The 20,208-nt window shown below is 65.2% G+C and carries 22 protein-coding genes; 12 read left to right on the top strand and 10 right to left on the bottom strand.

Annotated features, from left to right (window positions below; genetic code table 11):
- Window positions 1-17: 17 nt before the first annotated feature.
- From MTX34_RS06740 to pdxH, 4 genes are read right to left on the bottom strand one after another with little or no spacing between them, the layout of a single operon-like run.
- The gene (locus MTX34_RS06740) at window positions 18-989 is read right to left on the bottom strand and encodes a carbohydrate kinase (protein ID WP_243608846.1); all 972 of its coding nucleotides are present in this window, start codon (window positions 987-989) and stop codon (window positions 18-20) included.
- Window positions 986-1,915, bottom strand: coding sequence for an aldose 1-epimerase family protein (locus MTX34_RS06735; RefSeq protein WP_243608845.1), 930 nt, complete (start codon window positions 1,913-1,915; stop codon window positions 986-988). Before MTX34_RS06735 ends, MTX34_RS06740 begins: the two co-directional genes overlap by 4 nt.
- Window positions 1,899-3,182: an MFS transporter gene (locus MTX34_RS06730; protein ID WP_243608950.1), complete on the bottom strand. Its 1,284-nt coding sequence runs from the start codon at window positions 3,180-3,182 to the stop codon at window positions 1,899-1,901. The genes MTX34_RS06735 and MTX34_RS06730 overlap by 17 nt, the downstream gene beginning before the upstream one ends.
- A gap of 5 nt (window positions 3,183-3,187) precedes the next feature.
- Window positions 3,188-3,805 (bottom strand): pyridoxamine 5'-phosphate oxidase, encoded by a 618-nt coding sequence (gene pdxH, locus MTX34_RS06725; RefSeq protein ID WP_243608949.1) that lies wholly within the window; start codon window positions 3,803-3,805, stop codon window positions 3,188-3,190.
- Window positions 3,806-3,940: 135 nt separating this feature from the next.
- On the opposite strand from pdxH, the gene MTX34_RS06720 reads away from it, so the two are divergent.
- The 5 genes from MTX34_RS06720 to MTX34_RS06700 all read left to right on the top strand — a co-directional run bounded on the left by MTX34_RS06720 (window position 3,941) and on the right by MTX34_RS06700 (window position 8,906).
- On the top strand, window positions 3,941-5,059 hold the full coding sequence (locus MTX34_RS06720; protein ID WP_243608844.1) for a citrate synthase 2: 1,119 nt from the start codon (window positions 3,941-3,943) through the stop codon (window positions 5,057-5,059).
- A 69-nt stretch (window positions 5,060-5,128) separates the two neighbouring features.
- Window positions 5,129-6,250, top strand: coding sequence for a phosphoserine transaminase (gene serC, locus MTX34_RS06715; protein WP_243593781.1), 1,122 nt, complete (start codon window positions 5,129-5,131; stop codon window positions 6,248-6,250).
- Between the two features lie 127 nt (window positions 6,251-6,377).
- Complete coding sequence (locus MTX34_RS06710; RefSeq protein WP_243608843.1) at window positions 6,378-7,049, top strand: rhomboid-like protein; 672 nt, start codon at window positions 6,378-6,380, stop codon at window positions 7,047-7,049.
- 112 nt (window positions 7,050-7,161) lie between these two features.
- On the top strand, window positions 7,162-8,064 hold the full coding sequence (gene sepH, locus MTX34_RS06705; RefSeq protein ID WP_243608842.1) for a septation protein SepH: 903 nt from the start codon (window positions 7,162-7,164) through the stop codon (window positions 8,062-8,064).
- 86 nt (window positions 8,065-8,150) lie between these two features.
- Window positions 8,151-8,906 (top strand): hypothetical protein, encoded by a 756-nt coding sequence (locus tag MTX34_RS06700; RefSeq protein WP_243608948.1) that lies wholly within the window; start codon window positions 8,151-8,153, stop codon window positions 8,904-8,906.
- A 105-nt stretch (window positions 8,907-9,011) separates the two neighbouring features.
- On the opposite strand, the gene MTX34_RS06695 is transcribed toward MTX34_RS06700, so the two are convergent.
- On the bottom strand, window positions 9,012-9,281 hold the full coding sequence (locus MTX34_RS06695; protein WP_243593784.1) for a DUF2537 domain-containing protein: 270 nt from the start codon (window positions 9,279-9,281) through the stop codon (window positions 9,012-9,014).
- Complete coding sequence (locus MTX34_RS06690; RefSeq protein WP_243593785.1) at window positions 9,278-10,081, bottom strand: RNA methyltransferase; 804 nt, start codon at window positions 10,079-10,081, stop codon at window positions 9,278-9,280. Before MTX34_RS06690 ends, MTX34_RS06695 begins: the two co-directional genes overlap by 4 nt.
- 75 nt (window positions 10,082-10,156) lie before the next feature.
- Here MTX34_RS06690 and MTX34_RS06685 point away from each other — a divergent pair, with 75 nt between their 5' ends.
- Window positions 10,157-11,356, top strand: coding sequence for a GNAT family N-acetyltransferase (locus tag MTX34_RS06685; RefSeq protein ID WP_243608841.1), 1,200 nt, complete (start codon window positions 10,157-10,159; stop codon window positions 11,354-11,356).
- Here the strand turns inward: MTX34_RS06685 and MTX34_RS06680 are convergent.
- Complete coding sequence (locus MTX34_RS06680; protein ID WP_243608840.1) at window positions 11,337-12,662, bottom strand: MFS transporter; 1,326 nt, start codon at window positions 12,660-12,662, stop codon at window positions 11,337-11,339. The two genes, MTX34_RS06685 and MTX34_RS06680, sit on opposite strands and share 20 nt — an antisense overlap.
- 144 nt (window positions 12,663-12,806) lie before the next feature.
- Between MTX34_RS06680 and MTX34_RS06675 the strand changes: the two genes are divergently transcribed.
- From MTX34_RS06675 to MTX34_RS06655, 5 genes are read left to right on the top strand one after another with little or no spacing between them, the layout of a single operon-like run.
- Entirely contained in the window at window positions 12,807-13,034 is a 228-nt protein-coding gene (locus tag MTX34_RS06675; RefSeq protein ID WP_243608839.1) for a hypothetical protein, read from the top strand.
- A complete protein-coding gene (locus MTX34_RS06670; protein ID WP_243608838.1) occupies window positions 13,031-13,966 on the top strand; it encodes an ABC transporter ATP-binding protein in 936 nt (311 codons plus the stop codon). The genes MTX34_RS06675 and MTX34_RS06670 overlap by 4 nt, the downstream gene beginning before the upstream one ends.
- Complete coding sequence (locus MTX34_RS06665; RefSeq protein WP_243608837.1) at window positions 13,963-14,736, top strand: ABC transporter permease; 774 nt, start codon at window positions 13,963-13,965, stop codon at window positions 14,734-14,736. The genes MTX34_RS06670 and MTX34_RS06665 overlap by 4 nt, the downstream gene beginning before the upstream one ends.
- Window positions 14,737-14,774: 38 nt before the next feature.
- Complete coding sequence (locus MTX34_RS06660; RefSeq protein WP_243593791.1) at window positions 14,775-15,911, top strand: sensor histidine kinase; 1,137 nt, start codon at window positions 14,775-14,777, stop codon at window positions 15,909-15,911.
- The gene (locus MTX34_RS06655; RefSeq protein ID WP_243593792.1) at window positions 15,908-16,513 is read left to right on the top strand and encodes a response regulator transcription factor; all 606 of its coding nucleotides are present in this window, start codon (window positions 15,908-15,910) and stop codon (window positions 16,511-16,513) included. Before MTX34_RS06660 ends, MTX34_RS06655 begins: the two co-directional genes overlap by 4 nt.
- 5 nt (window positions 16,514-16,518) lie before the next feature.
- Here MTX34_RS06655 and MTX34_RS06650 read toward each other — a convergent pair whose 3' ends face one another.
- From MTX34_RS06650 to MTX34_RS06640, 3 genes are read right to left on the bottom strand one after another with little or no spacing between them, the layout of a single operon-like run.
- Window positions 16,519-17,790 carry an MFS transporter gene (locus tag MTX34_RS06650; RefSeq protein ID WP_243593966.1) on the bottom strand — a complete coding sequence of 424 codons (1,272 nt, stop codon included), beginning with the start codon at window positions 17,788-17,790 and terminating at the stop codon, window positions 16,519-16,521.
- 57 nt (window positions 17,791-17,847) lie between these two features.
- Window positions 17,848-18,276, bottom strand: a complete 429-nt coding sequence (locus MTX34_RS06645) for a MarR family winged helix-turn-helix transcriptional regulator (RefSeq protein WP_243593967.1) — start codon at window positions 18,274-18,276, stop codon at window positions 17,848-17,850.
- Between the two features lie 52 nt (window positions 18,277-18,328).
- A complete protein-coding gene (locus MTX34_RS06640; RefSeq protein ID WP_243593793.1) occupies window positions 18,329-19,780 on the bottom strand; it encodes an NCS2 family permease in 1,452 nt (483 codons plus the stop codon).
- 59 nt (window positions 19,781-19,839) lie between these two features.
- On the opposite strand from MTX34_RS06640, the gene MTX34_RS06635 reads away from it, so the two are divergent.
- The gene (locus MTX34_RS06635) at window positions 19,840-20,079 is read left to right on the top strand and encodes a DUF2530 domain-containing protein (RefSeq protein WP_243593794.1); all 240 of its coding nucleotides are present in this window, start codon (window positions 19,840-19,842) and stop codon (window positions 20,077-20,079) included.
- Window positions 20,080-20,208: the final 129 nt, after the last annotated feature.

Genomic DNA, 20,208 nt, shown 5'->3' with positions numbered 1-20,208 from the left:
TAACGTCGATAGTGAAACTAGTCTCTCGACGCCTCGGACGCCCAGGGAGGGTCGGCACCGGGGCGCGAAACCGTGATTGCCGCTGCCTTCGCAGCGAACTCGAGCGCTGATTGCCAATCTTGCTTGCTCATCTGTTTCACCGCGTTCGATGTGATAATGCTCTCCTTCTGCAAAAAGCTCAGCAGAGCCCCGTGCACGGTGTCACCAGCGCCGATCGTGTCGACGACGTCGACGGCCACACCCGGAACAGATGTTTCCTCGGCTGCCACGATTCCCGAGGTCGAGTTCTGCTCGGGGGCGGTGAAGACCGAGATGCCGTCGCCGCCGCGGGTCATCACCACCGCGGTGACCCCTGCCGCGAGCCAGTCGTCGACCGTGGTGCCCTGCGTTCCGAGACCCAGCCAATGCGAGTCGTCCTCGGAGACCTTGAGGATGTCGATGCTGGGCAACCACGAACGGAAGCGATCGCGAAAACCGTCGGCGGTGATGTCGCCACTGGTGCTGTCGATGGCAGCAGGCCGAATGTTCGGGTCGAGCATCGTGAGCTTGCCCGCAGCCCGAGCGCGGTGCAGCAGGCCCGCGTACATCGACGCGCCGGGCTCGTAGAGCAGAGACAGTGTGCCGAACGAGAGAACGCTGATCTCGTCCGGCAGGTCGCCGGGATCGGCCACCAGACGGTCGGCAGTGCCGTCGGCGTAGAACGAGTACTCGGCGCTGCCGTCCTCGGCGAGGGTGGTCATCGCCAACGTCGTAGGCTCGTCGCCGCGCTGCACCCACGACACGTCGACGCCTGCGTCGCGCAGACTCGCCAGAATCTGCTCGCCGAACGGGTCGCGGGAGATTCGCGAGAGGTATGCGACGGGCGAACCGAGTCGACCGATCGCAACGGCGACGTTGAACGGTCCGCCGCCGAGTTTGGGCGAGAGCAGCGGACCCTCGTGCACCGGGACCAGATCGACCAATGCTTCACCGCACACCAGAATCGTCACTTCTCGTACCTCATTCCCCAGGTGCCGGACCAGGTTTGCCCTGGTTCGAGCACGATCAGATCGATCTCGGAATTCAACGCATCGGGTGGGCAGGTCATCGGCTCGATCGCCAGCGCTCGTCCCCGATCGGGATAGGCCTGATCGTTGGCGGGATCGGCGGTGAACACCTGGACCCAACCGAAGCTGCTGTCGGTCCACAGCACGGTCGCAGTGCCGTCGGGACCACGCAGCACATGGTTCGCACGACCGTCGGCTTCGGGTAGCGACGCACTGAACGGAGTGTCGAGCTGCACGCCCTCCAGGCTTCGCGGCTGCCGGAAGTCGTACTCGGTATCGGCCGTCGGGACCGAGTTGCCCACCGGGAGATTGCGCACCGGATCGAGCGGTAGCCGCGTCCCGGCCGAGAGCTCGACCGTGCACTCGTCGAGCGGCACATCCCCCACCCGGACGAAGGTGTGAAACCCCATCCCGAACGGTGCCGCGGAATCACCGGCATTTTTCGCCGACGCGGTGACGGTGAGACCGTCCGCCGACAACTCGTGCACCACGGTGACCGTCACCGAGAACGGCCAACCCGGATGCACCCCGATGTCCACGCTCTGCTCGACGCGACTGTCCGTGTGCTCTACGAGAGTCCACGCCACCCGTCGGACGAATCCGTGGCTGGCGTTGTTCCGCGAGGGCTCGGAAATCTCCAACCGATGCTCGACGCCTTCGAAGGCGAACGTGCCGTCGGCCGTTCGATTCGGCCACGGGGCCAACACCAGTCCCGCCGACAGCGGCGGCTTCGAGCCCGCCTCCCAGGTCTCGGTGAGCGGCGAGCCGTCGTACTCGAGCACCCGAAGGCCCGCTCCGACGGCAGCGATGTCTGCCCGATACTTGCCGCTCGTCAACGAATAGGTCTGCGCGTCAGCCATGAGAGCCATTCTTTACCACCGCACCCACTCGGTAGCGAATGAACGCCGGAAGTGCCAGGGCAGCGATCGAGACCCCGATGACGACCAGCACTCCGCCGCCCGCAGCGGCAGCTGCCGTCCCCACCGACGCGGCTGCGGCACCGTGCAGGACATCGCCGATTCGAGGCCCTCCCGCGACGACGACGATGAAGACACCTTGCAGTCGGCCACGCATCTCGTCGGTCGCAACGGTCTGCAGCATCGTGCTACGGAACGCCGCGGAGATCATGTCGGCTCCACCGCCGAGGGCCAGGAACGCCAATGCGAACCAGAGGGCGACGGTGGTGGCCCCGTCGGTGGCCGCGCCGACGGCCAGACCGAAGCCGATCATCGCCACGCCCCACACGACGATGCAGATCAGCACCGCGAGGCCTTGCCTGCGCACTCGCGGCAGCCAGTCGGAAAACACCCCACCCACCACAGCGCCAGCGGACATCGCTGCGAACAGCATGCCCAGAACCGGACCGCCCGACGCCGGATCGCCGAAGCTCTCGTGCGCGATCTGCGGGAAGAGCGCCCGGGGCATACCGAACACCATCGCGATGATGTCGACGACGAACGAGGCCAGCAACACCTTCTGGGTGGCGAGGTAGGCGAAACCGTCGAACACCGAACGCAATCCAGCGCGCTGACCCGACTTCGCCGGCGGAATCCCCGGCAACCGGATCACTGCCCACAGGGTGGCGAAGAGTGCGATGGTGTCGATCAGATAGAGGGTCTCGAGCCCGATGTAGTAGATGAGGATGCCGGCGCTGAGCGGTCCGGCGATAGCACCGAAGTTGAACACCGTCATGTTCAGCGAGTTCGCGGCCGGCAGCTGCTCGGCCGGCAGGATACGCGGGAGAATCGCGCTGCGCGTCGGCTGATTCACTGCGAAGAACGCCTGCTGAACGGCCAACAGCACCAAGATGATCCACACATTGTTCAGGTCCAGGAACGCCTGTAACCAGAACAGAGCCGACGTTCCGATCAGGCCGCACGTGGTGATCATCAGCAGGGTGCGACGGTCCATCACGTCGGCCAGCGCCCCGCCCCACAGACCGAACACGATGAGCGGCACCAGCGCGAAGACACCGGTCAGACCCACGTAGGCCGAGCTCAGCGTGATCTGGAAAACCTGTTGCGGCACAGCGACGATGGACAGCTGCGCCCCGATGACGGTGACGATGTTCGCCAACCACAACCGCTGGTACGCCGGAGTCTTCAGCGGAGTCGTGTCGGCGAGGATGCCGCGCAACCCGCTCACGGTTGCAGACGCTCGATCACACCGCTTGCCACCGTCAGGCGAATTCGATTGTGCATACGGCTCGTTCGGCCCTGCCAGAACTCGACCGTCTCCGGTTCGACGCGAAAGCCGCCCCAGTTGGGCGGCACCGGTACCTCGATACCGTCGAACGTCGCGGTGACCTCGGCCAGACGCGCAGCCAGGTCTTCGCGCGAGCCGATGGGACGCGACTGCTCGGACGCCCATGCCCCCAGCTGCGAGCCGCGGGGCCGCGTGCGCCAGTACGTTGCGGTGGTCTCGGCGTCGACCTTGACCACCGGGCCGCGCACCGTGAGCTGGCGAGCAATTCCGATCCAAGGGAACGTGATCGAGGCGTACGGCGTCGCAGTGAGCGCACGGCCCTTGTCCGAGTCGTAGTTGGTGTAGAACACCACCCCGTCTGCATCGAAGTCCTTGCACAAGACGGTGCGGGTGGCGGGTCTACCCGCCTCGTCGACCGTCCCCAACACGATGGCGTTGGGCTCGGGCAGATTCGCGGCTATCGCGTCGGACAACCACTGCTGCGCCAGCGAACACCACCCGCCCGCCAGAGCATCGACATCGAGGTCCTCGGGCTCTCCGTAGTCCACCCGCATGTTCGCCAGGCGCTGTTCTTCTGCAGACACAAGCCCAGACGCTACTCCCGCGTAGATCCCGGCTATGGTTCTGACGAAGTACGCCCGGATGCGGCGCAGAGCCGGGTGCAGTTGCGACGAGGGAGTCCACAGGCCATGGCTGTTCAACGAGTTCCCGAGGATTTCGTCTCCGGTCTCGAAGGTGTCGTCGCGTTCACCTCCGACATCGCCGAGCCCGACAAGGACGGTGGCGCACTGCGGTACCGCGGTGTCGACATCGAAGAACTCGTCGCACAGAACGTCACCTTCGGCGATGTCTGGGCACTGCTCGTCGACGGAGAATTCGGCCGAGGACTCCCCCCGGCGGAACCCTTCCCGCTGCCGATTCACACCGGTGACGTCCGTGTCGACGTACAGGCGGGTCTGGCGATGCTGGCACCCATCTGGGGCTACCAGCCGATACTCGACATCGACGACTCCACCGCTCGCGACAACCTCGCTCGCGCGTCGGTGATGGCCCTGTCCTACGTCGCCCAGTCCGCTCGCGGTATCTATCAGCCCGCCGTACCGCAGACCCGCATCGATCAGGCCGCGACGGTCACCGAGCGATTTATGGTCCGCTGGAAGGGTGAACCGGATCCCGCTCACGTCGCCGCCATCGACGCGTACTGGGTCTCGGCTGCCGAGCACGGGATGAACGCGTCGACGTTCACCGCGCGGGTCATCGCCTCCACCGGAGCCGACGTCGCCGCCTGCCTCTCGGGTGCCATCGGTGCGATGTCCGGGCCCCTGCACGGCGGCGCGCCCGCCCGCGTCCTGCCGATGATCGAAGAGGTCGAGAGGACCGGTGACGCACGCGCTCTCATCACCGGGATCCTGGACCGCAAAGAGAAGCTCATGGGCTTCGGACATCGCGTCTACCGCGCCGAGGACCCCCGCGCCCGCGTGCTGCGGGCAACTGCGAAGCGGCTGAACGCACCACGCTACGAGGTTGCTGCCGCGCTCGAACAGGCCGCGCTGACCGAACTGCGTGAGCGCCGCCCCGACCGCGCCATCGAGACCAACGTCGAGTTCTGGGCTGCGGTGATTCTGGACTTCGCCGAGGTACCGGCGCACATGATGCCCGCCATGTTCACCTGCGGTCGCACAGCGGGCTGGTGTGCCCACATCCTGGAGCAGAAGCGGCTCGGCAAGCTGGTTCGCCCGGCCGCCCTCTACACCGGCCCCGAACCCCGCACCCCCGAGTCCGTCGACGGCTGGGAGCTGATCCGGTAGTCGACGGTGTCATGACACCCGACTAGCCTGTGGATGCCATATTCCATCGACGCTAGGACGCGCTACTCCATGGCCGAATTGCCGATCATTCCCGCCGATCTTCTGCCCGCCGACGGACGCTTCGGTTGCGGCCCGTCCAAGGTTCGCCCCGAGCAGCTGCAATCCCTGGTCGACGTCGGCGCTTCCGTGTTCGGCACCAGCCACCGTCAGAAGCCCGTCAAGGACGTCGTCGGACGTGTACGCAGTGGTCTGAAGGATCTCTTCTCGCTTCCCGAGGGCTACGAGGTCGTGCTCGGCAACGGTGGCACCACCGCGTTCTGGGACGCCGCTGCGTTCGGCCTCATCCGCGAGAAGTCGCTGCACCTGACCAACGGCGAGTTCAGCTCGAAGTTCGCCTCGGTGGCCAAGAACAACCCCTTCATCGGTGACCCGATCGTCGTCAAGGCCGAGCCGGGCAGCGCGCCCGAGCCCACCTCCGACCCGTCCGTGGACCTCATCGGTTGGGCGCACAACGAGACCTCGACGGGCGTGGCCATTCCGGTCAGCCGTCCGGCCGGCTCCGAGAACGCCCTCATCGCGATCGACGCCACCTCCGGTGCCGGCGGTCTGCCGGTGAACGTCGCCGACTCGGACGTCTACTACTTCGCACCGCAGAAGTGCTTCGCCGCCGACGGTGGCCTGTGGGTGGCGCTGATGAGCCCGGCCGCACTCGAGCGCGTCAGCGAGATCGCTGCCACGGATCGATGGGTCCCGGACTTCCTGTCGCTGCCGATCGCCGTCGACAACAGCAGCAAGAACCAGACGTACAACACCCCGGCCGTGGCGACCTTGCTGATGTTCGCGGACCAGATCGAGTGGCTGAACGCGCAGGGTGGCCTCGATTGGGCCACCGGCCGCACCGCCGATTCGTCCTCACGTCTGTACGACTGGGCCGAGAAGAGCGAATTCGCGACGCCGTTCGTGACCAACCCGGATCACCGCAGCCAGGTCGTCGGCACCATCGACTTCGACGAGAAGGTCGACGCAGCCCAGGTCGCCAAGATCCTGCGCGCCAACGGTGTCGTCGACACCGAGCCGTACCGCAAGCTCGGCCGCAACCAGTTGCGTGTCGGTATGTTCCCGGCCATCGAGCCGGACGACATCACCGCACTGACCAAGAGCATCGACTGGGTCGTGTCCACGCTGAGCTGATTACCAGGGCAGGAGTGGAGCCTGCGGAACGACCATTCGCAGCAAGCTCACAGCTACAGCGCTCCCTTCGCGGCATACACTCGCTATCAAGTAAGCAAGCGTAACGACCGCGGAGGGGAGCGCTCATATGTACAGGCTCCTGGCATTCGCGCTACGGATTCGTGTGACTCTGGTGTACTGCGCTCTCGCGGCAGCGGGAATCGTCGCGCTGGGCCAGATCGGCCCGCACGATCGCTGGCACGTACTGCACGCGGCGAGCACCAATCTGCACAATCTGACCGACGGCCACCTCGCCACCCTCGTCACGAGCGTCTTTCTCACCGAAGGACGGGTGAATTGGTCGTGGTTGGCCGCGGTCGCCCTGTTGTTCGCCGTCGCCGAATGGATCTCCGGCTGGCACCGCTTTCTGCTGACCTTCAGTGCGGGACACCTCGGTGCGACGGTATCGGTGGCCGCGGGCCTGCTCATCGGCATTCACAACGACTGGCTCGCCGACTCGCTGGCGGTGGCCGTCGACGTCGGTGTCAGCTACGCAGCAGCCGCGGTCGCAGGGTCGATGATCAGGTACCTGCCGATGCCGTGGCGTGCGGGCTGGGCCGCACTGTGGATCGGCGTCGTCACCATCAGTGGAGTGTCGGACCCGTCCTTCACCGCCGTCGGCCACGCGATCGCCCTGACCATCGGCTTCGGCCTGGGCGCCGTCTACCTTCGCAGAGACGTATCGACGTTGCCGCACAAAGCAATTGATGGAACATCGACCGAATGGGTGCAGCCGGGCCCGCAGCTGTCTACCCTCTGATAAGGAAACGATCGTCGGCACACGCGATGCGTGTCGAACACCCGCCGAGTACGGCGAGTGAACTAGGCTCGAATTCGACGGTATCGCGAGCCGGCGCGATGAGGAGGTCAAGGTGCGAGACTTACGTGTGGTGGGTCTCGAGGCCGACGGAAAGTTCGTCGTGTGTGCAGATCCCAAGACCGGCGACAGATTCCGGCTTCCAGCCGACGACAAGCTCCGCGCGGCCTCCCGCGGCGACATCGCTCGACTAGGACAGATTGAGATCGAAATGGACAGCTTGCTTCGGCCGAAAGAAATTCAGGCGCGCATCCGCAGCGGAGCGACCATCGAACAGGTTGCCGCCGACTCCGGAATGGCCATCAGCCGCGTCGAGGTGTTCGCGCACCCCGTGCTGCTCGAGCGCTCGCAGGCCGCTTCGATGGCTCAGGCCGGTCATCCGCTGCGCCACGACGGCCCCGCCGTGCAGACCCTGCTCGAGATCGTCACACTCGCCTTCCGTGCTCGCGGGCACAACCTCGACGACGCGGCGTGGGACGCCTGGCGCGACGAGGACAACAAATGGGTCGCGCAGTTGAAGTGGCAGGCCGGCCGCACCACCAACAAGGCGCACTGGCAGTTCCTCCCCGACGGGCACGGCGGCACCATCGCGCCCCTCGACGACACCGCACACGAACTCATCGATCCCGACTTCGGACGCCAGCTTCGCGGTCTGGCCCCGGTGCGCGCACTCGCGTCCGCCGAGGACTCGGGCGACGACGAGGCCTCACAGCAGAGCTTCGACGAGTACTACGGCACCACCGCCGACAGCGAAATGGATGTCGAGACCATCGACGTCGAGGTGGACGCTGTGCAAACCACCGAGCCCGAGCAGCCTCGCGAACCGGCGGCCAGGGAACCCAAGCCCGCACCCAAGCCGGCTGCGGGTCACACCGGCGGCAAGGACAAGCGCGGCAAGCCGGCCATGCCGTCGTGGGAGGACGTTCTGCTCGGCGTTCGCAGCAGCGGTCACAACTGAACGTGACAGATGTGCCGCGCGGTGAAGAATCACCGACGCTCGCACCGTAGGCTTCCCAGGAGGTAACGGAGAGAGAGGTGCCGGTAGTGGGGGCCAAAGCATCAACGATCTGGTACGTGGACGCGCCGGATCCCATTTCTGTTCTCCGAGAGGCAACTACCTCGGACTGGAATGCTGCGACCGCACTCGTCGGACGTCTGTACCCCCACTTGACGGCAGTGCCCCTCGGACAGGGCCCGATATCGACCTCGGCAGGCGTGGACGACGATCACGTCTTCATCGGCTGCTACCCAGGCGTCACCGTGGTGTGTGGATCCAATCTCGCGGTGCCCACGCCGTCGAGTCTTCCCGAATCCTTCACTCGCCCTCTGGCATCCGAGCACACCTACCTCGTCGCCTCGGATCCCCAACACGCCTGGGGAGCGTTCGCCTACTGGGAGCGCGGTGAATTCCGCCGCTCCTTCAGCGCCACACCGGTGTACATCTACGAGGACTCGGGCCTGCCCCTGGTGTGGGAAAGATCCTTCTGGGCCGGTGAGCATCCACTGATCTATCCCCCCGGTGTGATGCCGGATCCGCAATCGCTCCCGTTCCACCCGCAGGAATTCGCCGAGGCCGCCAACGCCGAGTGGCTCGGATTCCGCTACACCGGCGCGCCGCACGCGGACGAATTCGATCCGAACACCCTGCCGGTCTGCGGATTCACGATGTACGTTCCTGGGCAGGAACCGCCGCCACCGAACCAGCAGAACTCCAACGGCCGGGGCGCACAGGAACCGATGCCCGGTGCCCCCGATGAGCAGGCACCGCGGCCGAAGAAGCGTTGGTTCTCGCGCAAATAGTGGCTCGGGTGGGCACAGTTGCACGCAACGACCGCCTGTCGACGGGTTCCCGCCGATCGTCGCCGGTAGTGCGCAACCGTGCCCGCTCCGGGTGCCCGGCGAACGTCAGAACGCCAGCGCGGCCAGTGCCACGAAGCTCAGGATGGAACCGATACCGGCTCCGTACACAGCCCAGCGCCACACCGGGGTCACGAGCCATCGCATGACCGTCGGCGCGGCACCCGCGACAACGATGATGTTCAGGCCGATCGCGAGCAACGGATGAATTCTGGCCAGCTCCAGACCGAATGCTGTCAGGGCCACTCCCACGAGCGCCGCCGAGATCACAGCGATCGGGATTCCGGTCCAACGCACGCTCGCGTCGTGATCGATCACGTCAACCGCACGCGTTCGTAGAATCCCATCGCCGCGGCCGTCGCCACGTTGAGCGAATCGGTGCCAGGGGCCATCGGAATCCGAGCACGAATATCCGTGGCGCGCATGGCATGTTCGGTCAGGCCCGGCCCCTCCGCACCGAGCAGCAGGGCAACCTTCTCCCCCGTCATCGCCGCGGCCAGCGACACCGCCTCCGGGTTGGGCGTCAGCGAGATCAGCTGAAAGCCGTGCGCGCGTACGCGATCGAGGCCGCGCGGCCACTCGGGCACCTTCGCGAACGGCACACGGAGCACATGCCCCATCGACACCCGTACCGACCGTCGGTACAGCGGATCCGCGCACGCGGCTCCGAACAGCACTGCGTCCACCCCGAGCCCTGCCGCGTTGCGGAACATCGACCCGAGATTCTCGTGATCGTTGACGCCCTCGAGAATCGCCACCGTCTTCGCGTCGGCCAGCACCTCGTCCAGTTCCAGCGCAGGCGGTCTGTTCGCCGCCGCCAACACCCCGCGATTGAGATGGAACCCGACGACCTCGGCCATCACCTCCGCCGACGTCCGGTAGAACGGGACGTCGGAATCTGCCAGATCGTCACGCAAGGCGTCGAGCCGTCGATCCACACCGAGCAGACTGATCATCGGGAAACGCGAGGTCAACAGACGCTGTGCAACCAACACGCCCTCGGCGATCACCAAGCCCTTGCCCTCGGGCAGGTCGGGCCGCCTGTCCGACGAGTTGAGATCGCGAAAGTCGTCCAGTCGCGGGTCCGATGGGTCGTCGATATCGATTACATGCACCACCCGCTCATCTTGTCACCCGGCATTTCTGGCAGTCCCTCGGCGAACCACAACCCCTGTGTGGAAAAGTTATGAGCGATGACTACCGACGAATCGATCACCATCCGCACCGCCACCGACGACGACTGGGATGCCGTCGCGCTGCTCGACGCCCATGCATTCGGCGAGCACCAGAACGCCGAGGACCTGGCCGAGACGCAGATCCTGACCCAGTCCGAGCACGTGTACCTAGCGTGGGACGGCGAGACCCCGGTGGGTGTGGCCATGCACTTCCCGATGTCGGTCACCGTTCCCGGTGGTGCGCAGGTCGAGGCGTCCGGAGTCTCCTGGGTGTCGGTCGCGCCGACGCATCGTCGACGCGGCATCCTGCGATCGATGTTCACTCAGCAGCACCGCGCGCTGAACGACGCGGGCGCACCCCTCTCGCTGCTCACGGCCAGCGAGGCGACGATCTACGGACGCTTCGGCTACGGACCGGTGACCGAGGAGATCAGCGTCTCGATCGACCGTCGATTCGCGCAGTTCCGCAAGGACGCGCCCCCGGCAACCGGTGTACGACTGATCGAATCGGCCGAGGCCACCGAACTGCTCCCCGACATCTACCATCGCTGGCAGCAGCAGACCGCAGGCGCGCAGCCCAAGCCGCCGATCCGCTGGGAGCGATTCTTCGCCGATCGTGAGAACCGACGCGGCGGGCTGACGGCGCTGTTCTTCATCGCCCATTCCGACGGCTACGTCGCCTATCGACGCGGACGCAACCCGAGCCGAGTGGTGGTGGAGGAATTCATCGCGGTGACCGACGACGCGTACGCCGCGCTGTGGCAGATCTTGGTCGGGGTCGACCTGGTCGACACCATCGAGGTACGGCAGGCACGGGACGAAGCACTTCCGTTCCTGCTGACCAACAATCGGCTACCGAAGGTCACCGCGCATCACGACGCGCTGTGGGGCCGCATCATGCACGTCGAGGCAGCGTTGGAGGCTCGCACCTACGCACTCGACACCTCGCTGATCATCGCTGTACGAGATCCCTTCCTCGATGCGGGCGGCACCTACTCGCTGACCGTGACCGACGGCCGAGCCACCTGTACCCGGGTGGAATCCGAGCCGGACATCGAACTCGACATCGACGTGCTGGCCAGCATCTACTTCGGCACCCATCGGGCCCGACTGTTCGCCGCAGCCAACCGCCTCACCGCCCGCAACGAAGAATCACTGCATGCACTCGACCTGACGTTCGGAACTGCACGCCCGGCCGTCATGGGTTGGGGTTTCTAGAGCCGTTCGGCGCATCGAGCGCTGACGCCGAGCCACCTCGCATCCAGAGAGCGGCGCACAGCGTCACCGCGATCAGCGCGGTCATGTACGCGATGAATTCGATGCTGTGCCGACTGCTCGTGGCGTGATAGATCAACGGTGCTGTTCCGCCGAAGAGCGAGTTCGCCACCGCGTAGCCGAAGCCGACGCCCAGCGCACGGATGTGTGCGGGAAACACTTCGGCTTTGGCGATGCCGTTCACCGACAGGTAGCACGTCAGAACGACGAACGCCGACATCAGGATGACGAGGACCACCGGTGGGGACGTCACCCGGGTGGTCGCCACCAGCAGCGCCCCGGTACCCGAGATCCCGAGTGCCCCGAAGGCGATGAGTAGCGGCTTTCTCCCGATTCGGTCGCTCAGTGCGCCGCCGATGGGTTGCAGCACCATCAGCACCACGAAGGCGGCAAGTACGACAGCGGTCGCCGTGAGCTCTCCCCTGTCACCGTCCGCGGCGAAGAACGTCTCGCGCACGATCGAGGGAACGGTGACGGTATAGGTGTAGAACGCTGCACTTCCTCCTGCGGTCAGCAGGAACACCCAGACGAGCGGACGCCAGTGATCGCGAAACAGCGCCCCCAGCGTGGACTCTCGCTCTGCTCGTGGCGTTCTCGGCGCAGGTTGCGTGCGATCGAGTCCGCGGGCCCACCACAACGAGGCCAGGCCGGCTGCCCCTCCGGCGACGAACGCCAGGCGCCATCCCCACTCCGAAATCTCTGCACGGTCGCTGCTCGCGAGGAGTACGAGTAGGCAGGCCTGCGCCAGCACGAGGCCGCCGACGATGGTCGCGGCCTGGAACGAGGCGAAGAATCCGCGATGGCCTCGCGTTCCCGATTCGGAGAGCAACACCGTCGCCGCCGCATACTCGCCACCGGTCGCGATGCCTTGGACGATGCTCACGACCGCGAGAATCACCGCCGCCCAGGCCCCGATCGCGTGGACGGTGGGAGTCAGCGCAAGAGCGACCGATCCGGCCGACATCAGAGTCACCGCCGCGACGAGCGCGAACTGTCGGCCACGCGCGTCCGCGAGCCTGCCGAACAACCACGACCCGAGCGGGCGAACGACGAAGGTCAGTGCGAAGAGTCCATAGACGTACACGAGAGAATCGGTCGAGGCCGGATCGAAGAACTCGGTCCGAAAGTACGGCGCGAATGTTGCGTAGAGGTACAGATTGAACCACTGCACCAGGTTCGGCACGGAGCCCGCCAGAATAGCGCGTACCTGCGTACGACGGTCGGGGCTCGCCGGCTCGGTGCGATTCACGTGCTGAAGGTACCCGAACTCCCGGCAACGAGGGCGCAGTCGGAAAGCACATGACGTTTGTCATGACTGGACTGTGACGGTGTCACTTCAGGTCATGATGCGCTGCACTGTTTTCGGTGGTTCGGGCGCAGCAGACTCGTAGTCATGAAGCAACCAGACGAAGGAAACCTGTTCACCGATCTGATGGAGCTCGGACCGGCTCCGACGATGGCGCGTGAGATCGTCGTCATCGTCATCACCATCGCCATCGTCGCCGTGCTGTTCGCGATCGTCGGTACGTCGCTTCCGGCGTTCGTCGTACTCGGCGTCATCGTCGCCTTCATGGGTGTCCGGTTCGTCATCGGAATGCGCCACTGGGGGAAGCAATCATGACCATCATCGATGTCGACGGAATGACTCGACGCTACGGTTCGGGTAAGAACGCATACGACGCCGTCAAAGCTCTCGATCTGCACATCGCCGAGGGCGAGCTGTTCGGGTTGCTGGGCACCAACGGTGCGGGCAAGACATCCACTCTCGAAGTGATTCAGGGTCTTTCGCGGCCCAGCAAGGGCTCGGTCAGGATCATGGGAATGGACCCCGTGTCCGATCGCCGCAAGGTCCGCCCCTCTCTGGGCATCATGCTGCAGAAGGGCGGCCTGCCACAGGATCTGACGACCGCCGAGAGCCTGCGGATGTGGGCAGGTACCTGCAGCAATCCACTGCCGGTGGCGGACGTGCTCGAACGCGTCGACCTGGCAGACCGCGCCGATACCCGGGTGAAGTTTCTCTCCGGTGGCGAGCAGCGCAGACTGGATCTGGCCTGCGCCATCATCAGCCGTCCACGAGTGCTGTTCCTGGACGAACCGACTACCGGACTCGACCCCGAAAGTCGCCGCAACACATGGCGTTTGATTCAGGAGCTGAAGAACTCGGGGGTGACGATCATGCTCACGACGCACTACCTGGACGAGGCCGAGTCTCTCTGTGACCGGTTGGCGATCATGCACCGCGGCACAGTCGTTCGCAGCGGAACGGTGGACGAGGTGGTTGCCGACCACCCCGCGAAGATCGAACTGACAGCCCCCGGTACGGCGCTGCCGACATTGCCCGGTACGTCCGTCGACGTCTCGGGAGAGACCATCTCGATTCAGACGTCGTCGGTGCAGGACACCTTGACCGATCTGTTGCTGTGGGCTCGACACAACGGGGTGACACTGCACGGCCTGGACGCCCGAGCGGCGTCGCTGGAAACCGTGTTCCTCTCCATCGCAGACGAATTCGACAATACGGACGTTACAGACCAGAAGGTGATGAGCGCATGAGCACGATGACCGCCCTGTCGCGAGCAGAGTTCACGCTTCTCGGACGCAACCGAGTACTGCTGTTCAACGCGATCGTCATGCCGTTGATCGTCCCCATCGTGCTGCTGATCATCGGCAGCCGGGGTGACGGCGGGCTGAGGGACGCAGGCGTCGCGAGTGCGTTGGAGATCTTCGCACTGTTCCTGCTGGTGCTCTTGGTCTACTACAACATGCTCTCGGTCTATGCCACACGTCGAGACGAGTTGGTACTGAAGCGACTTCGTACCGGAGAAAGCTCGGACGTTCAAATACTGCTGGGCCCGGCGATACCCTCGCTGGTACTCACCGTCGCGCTCGGCCTGATCGTCGGAGCCGTGGTGGTGGCCTTCGGTGGGCCGGTTCCCACCAATCCCCTGCTCGTCGCCGTCGCACTCCTCGGCGGCGCGGCACTCTTCGCGGCACTGGCGTTGATCACGTCCGCCTTCACCCGCAACGCGGAAGCCGCACAGATCACCAGCCTGCCGGTCATCCTGCTCGCCATGGTCGGGTCGTCTGCGCTGCGTGGCGTCGTCCCGGATTCATTGAGCAACGTCATCGAGCTGACTCCGATGGCCGCAGTGTCGGACCTGTTGAATTTGGGCTGGTTCGGCACCACCACCCCCGGCGACGCGTCGGTCGGGTTCGCCGCCACCTTCGGCGAAGCCGGAATGCCACTGGCGGTGATGCTCGCCTGGATCGTCGGCAGTCTGCTGATCGCCCGCACGCATTTCCGCTGGGAACCGCGATCCTAGATCGCACCCTTCGTCGACCGTCTGCAAGGCTGGAGACCATGAAGCTGTACGAGTACCTCAATCCACTGCACGGCTGGAACGACAGCAGTGCAGTGGACAAGGTGCGCGTCTACACCCGTCAATCGTTCCTGACGCTCGCCGTCGCTGTGGGAATCGCAGCGATGCTCACATCTCTGCAGTACGACGACTATCTGTCGATGGCGGCGGAAGCGGTCTGCGCCGCAGCTACTTTCGTAATTGTGCAGCGCACTCCCGCTATCGGTGGCATCTCGAAGGCAAGTCCGCGCGTGCCCCTGGTGATCATGGCCGTCTCCGCTGTCGTGGTGGCGTTCAGCGGAGACTCGAACAACATGCTGTGGGCCGCCGCCCTCGCCACGACTGCCGTGGCAGCTCTGATCCCGTTGCGCTGGTGCCTGGCGGCCGCCGTGGCCTCTGCTGCGCTTGCGGCGGCTCTGGGGCGCCCCGCGATCGAAACGCTGGTGCTCGGTCTCTTCATCGCCTTCATGGCCTTCACCCTGCAACTGTCGGCATGGCTGCTGCGCATCGTCACCGAACTCGACGCCACCCGCGACGCCGCGGCCGCGCTCTCGGTCGCCGAGGAGCGTCTGAGGTTCTCGCGAGATCTGCACGACGTCGTCGGACGCGCACTGTCCGCCATCGCCGTCAAGAGCGAACTCGCCGCGACGCTTGCTCGTCGGGGTGACGACCGAGCTGCGGGCCAGATGGACGAGGTCCGCCTGCTGGCCCAGGAATCCATGGCCGACGCCAGAAAGCTCGTTCGCGGCTATCGATCGGTCGATGTGGCATCGGAACTCGACGGAGCCCGATCGCTGCTGTCCGCCGCAGGTATCTCCACCGAACTGGTCGGCGAGACCTCCACTCTGTCCGAGCCGGCGGCCGAGGCGGCTGCCTGGATCGTCCGTGAGGGTGTGACGAACATTCTGCGCCACTCCGCGGCCACCTACTGTCTGATCGAACTGACCGACAACAGCATTCGACTCGTCAACGACAATCCGCACGCGTCGGCCGGCCGCGACGACGGCACCGGCCTGAGCGGTCTGCGCGAGAGATTGGTCGCGGTCGGAGGTGCGCTGAACACAGAGAAGACGAGCGAGGAATTCATCCTCACTGCGGCGTTACCGACATCGACCCAGAAGCCGAGGACCACACCATGATTCGAGTTCTACTGGCCGACGACGAGAATCTGATCCGAACTGCTCTGGCGACCATGCTCGATCTCGAGGACGACATCGAGATCGTCGGGCAGGCCGACTCCGGCGAGAAAGCGTTGACCATCGCAGCCTCTCTTGCCCCCGATGTGGCAGTGCTGGACCTGCAGATGGGCGGGATCGACGGCATCGAGACGGCCCAGAAGATTGGAGAGGCCCTACCGACGTGTGCGTCGATCATCGTGACCAGCCACGGTCGACCCGGCTATCTGAAGAAGGCGTTGGAGGCCGGAGTGCGCGGGTTCCTGCCGAAGACCACCTCGGCCGCCACCCTCGCCGAGGTGGTGCGCACCGTGCACGGCGGCGGACGCTACGTCGATCCGACGCTCGCTGCAGAAGCCATCGGAGCTGGGGATTCTCCGCTCACCCCGCGTGAGGCGGACGTGCTCGAGTTCGCCGCCGACGGTGCATCGATAGCGGAGATCGCACAGCGCGCGCATCTGTCGCCCGGCACCACCCGCAACTACCTGTCCGCCGCCGCCGCGAAGCTCGGCGCGGCGAATCGGCACGAGGCCTGCGCACTGGCCCGACGCCACGGGTGGATCTGAACGCGTCACACCTTGGCGGTGGCGGCCACCGTATCGAGCGTCGGCAGCCGGTGTCCGCCGGCGGGCGGTACCACGGTGATCCGCAAGTTGTTGTGCCGCAGTAGATATACGGCCGCGAAGAGTCCCGTTGCCAGGGAGATGATGCCGCCGAACACGAGCGGGGCACGCGGATCGAGCACATCGGCGAGCCAGCCGAGGACCGGGCTGCCCAGCGGGGTTCCGCCCAGGAAGCACAGCATGTAGATACCCATCACGCGTCCGCGCATATCGGACGGCACCGACATCTGCAGAATATTCATCGCGGACGTCGTGAAGGTCAACGTCAACGCGCCGGTAGGCACCAACAGGATCGCCACCAGAACGTAATTGGGCATCAACCCCACGAGCAGCTCGAAAATCCCGAACGCGATGACTGCACCGATGAAGAGCCGTAATCGCGGTGCCGTGGCGCGCCGGGCCGCCAGGGTCGCTCCGGCCAAGGTACCGACGGCGAGGGTGGTCGACAGCAGACCGTAGGCGTCTGCTCCGCTGCCGAACGTGTTGCGCGCCAACACCGACAGACTCAGCGGAAAGTTCAGCCCGAATGTCGAGACCATGAAGACCGTTGCCAGCAGGACCCTCAGGTCGCCGCGCCCCCAGACATACCGAAAGCCCTCCCGCACCTGCCCTTTGGCGCGTGGGGCGGGTTCGACGCGGAAGAGCTGACCGACGTTCATCGCCACGAGGGCACCGAACACGGCCGCGAACGACACGGCATTGATGAGAAACACCCAGCCGGTGCCGACGAGGGTGATGAGCACTCCGGAGACGGCAGGCCCGACGATGCGGGCCATGTTGAAGGTCATGGAGTTCAACGCAATTGCGTTGGCGAGTGTCTCTTTGCCGACCATCTCGATGGTGAACGATTGCCGCACCGGCGCATCGATCGCCGACGAGCAGCCGAGGATGAAGGCGATGAGGTAGACGTGCCACAGCTCGACCATCCCCCCGACATCGAGCACACCCAGGACAAGGCCACAGACCGCGGCGAAGATCTGGGTGATCATGAGGAGCTTGCGCTTGTCGTACCGGTCCGCCAGTACCCCTCCCCAGACCGACAGGAACAGCGTCGGCCCGAATTGCAGGGCCATGACGATGCCGACGGCAAAGCCGTTGCCGCCGGACAGCGTCAGAACGAGCCAGTCCTGGGCGACCCGCTGCATCCAGGTGCCGACCAGCGAGACGATCTGCCCCGAAGCCCACAATCGGTAGTTGCGAGTCTTCAGGGCGGCGAACATCGTCGAGCCGGAAGTACGGGAAGCAGGGGCCACCGTTCAAATAATAAACCTAGGTAACTACTCGGAGTCGCTGACCAATGCGCTGATGATTTTCACCGCGTCTCGAAGCGTGTCGAGCTGCTCGGGTCCGAGCCCTGCCAGCTGCGCGGTCATCCACGCCTCGCGGGCACTGGCCTCGTCGGCGATCAGCTCTCGGCCGGCCGGCGAGAGCGACACGATCACCTGACGTCCGTCGGTCGGATGCGGCGTGCGCACCACCAGACCGAGCTCGGCCAACGATGCGATCACCCGCGTCATCGACGGAGGCTGCACCCTCTCCCGCGCAGCCAACGCACCGGGAGTCATATCGCCCTCCCGGCTCAGCGTGGCCAGAGCCGACAGCTGAGTCAGTGATACTTGCGAGTCCACTCGCCTACCCCGAAGGTGGCGAGTCAGCCTCACCACCGCAAGCGACAGATCGCTTGCCAATTCCCGATTGTCTTTCACAATGTTTCCCGACGTCACAGCGCAGAGGATACGCCTTGGTACCGACCACGCATCATGTAACCGCCTCCGTGATGGGTCCGACGGCGAAATATGCGACGAACAGCAATGCGACGATCCACAGCAGGGGATGTACCGACTTCGCCCGGCCGGACCCGACGGCGAGTATCACCCAGGTGATGAAACCGACGCCGATCCCGTTGGCGATGGAGTACGTGAACGGCATGACCACGATGGTCAGAAAGGCAGGCAGCGCGTAGTCGAAGCGTCGGAAGTCGATGTCGAGTACCTGCCCGATCATCAGCGCACCCACCACGACCAGGGCCGGAGCCGCTGCTTCGATCGGAACGACGGCGGTGAGCGGAGTGAAGAACATGGCCAGCAGAAAGAGCAATCCGGTGACGACGTTGGCCAGTCCGGTGCGGGCACCCTCGGCGATGCCGGACGCCGATTCCACGAACACGGTGTTCGACGACGCCGAGGCCCCACCTCCGGCGATCGCTCCCGCTCCCTCGACCACCAGCGCCTTGCCGATGTTCGGCAGTGTCCCGTCCTTGTCCAGCTTGGCTTCCTTACCCAAACCGGTCATCGTGCCCATCGCGTCGAAGAAGTTCGCGAGCACGAGGGTGAACACCAGCAAGCTCGCGGCCAGCACGCCGATGCGCGTGAATGCTCCGAGGAGATCGACGTTGCCGACCAGCGACAGATCGGGCGACTGCACCAACTGACCCGGCAACTGCGGTACCGACAGATTCCAGCCCTTCGGGTCGACGCCGTTGGACGGACCCACATCGGTGACGGCTTCGACGATCGCCGCCAGCACCGTCGTGACCACGATGCCGATCAGCAGACCGCCGCGCACCTTGCGCACCACCAGCACACCCATCAGCAACAGCCCGAACACGAAGATCACCGTGGGCCACGACGCGATGGACCCGTCGATCCCGAGGCCGACGGGAACCGTCGTGCCTGCGGCATCGGGGATGCGGCGGACGAACCCGGAGTCGACCAGCCCGATGAAGGCGATGAACGCGCCGATGCCGGCCGCGATCGCCGCTTTGAGTTCGGCCGGGATTGCGTTGAACACCGCCGTGCGGAACCCGGTGACGGCCAGGAGCACGATGATGATGCCGTCGATGACGACGAGCCCCATGGCCTCGGGCCACGTCACCTGAGGAGCGATGGTGACGGCGAGCAGGGTGTTGATGCCCAGGCCCGCGGCGATGCCGAAAGGGTAGTTCGCGATGATGCCGAAGGCGATGCTCATGAACCCGGCCACCAGCGCCGTGACGGCGGCGACCTGGGCAACCGGCAGGATGTTGCCGAGCACGTCGGTCTTGGCCGCTGCATCGTCGGCCGAGAAGCTGCCCAGAATCAGCGGATTGAGGACGACGATGTAGGCCATGGCCACGAACGTGACCACGCCTCCCCGTACCTCGGATCCGACGGTCGAGCCACGCTCGGTGATCTTGAAGTAGTTGTCGAGTAGCCGCGACGACAATTGCATGAGCGAACGATAAAGCACACCGCGAGACTTGGGGAAATATGGTGGCGTAGCGTGATTTTGTGGCCGACCTCCCCCAGATCCCGCGCAGCCTCACCGATCCCGTGCCGGTGTTGGCGATCGGCATCCTCGGGTGGATCGTGGCACTGGTGGTGTTCACGGCCACCGGAGACCGGGACGGCGACGTCCTCGCAACGTGCTGGTCCGGCATCGCGGTGGGTGCAGTAGGGTTCGGGATCTTCCTGCTGCAGAGAGCGGCGTCACGTCGCGGGAGCAGAACCGCCCAACGCGGGCTCGATTGAGACCAGCATCACGTAAGCGCCATCACCTTGTGGCCTCTGACGTGGGCAAACTAACCCGTCAGCCGGTTGAGTAACACAAAGTTAACGTGGACCATGGGTTATGTCAGTTCAGATAACCTCTCGATCCAC

Source organism: Rhodococcus sp. ARC_M5, assembly GCF_022810405.1.
Classification (GTDB): Bacteria; Actinomycetota; Actinomycetes; order Mycobacteriales; family Mycobacteriaceae; genus Rhodococcoides; species Rhodococcoides navarretei.
The sequence above is the reverse complement of the archived record's forward strand: the minus strand, read 5'-3'. Positions and strand labels throughout refer to the sequence as shown.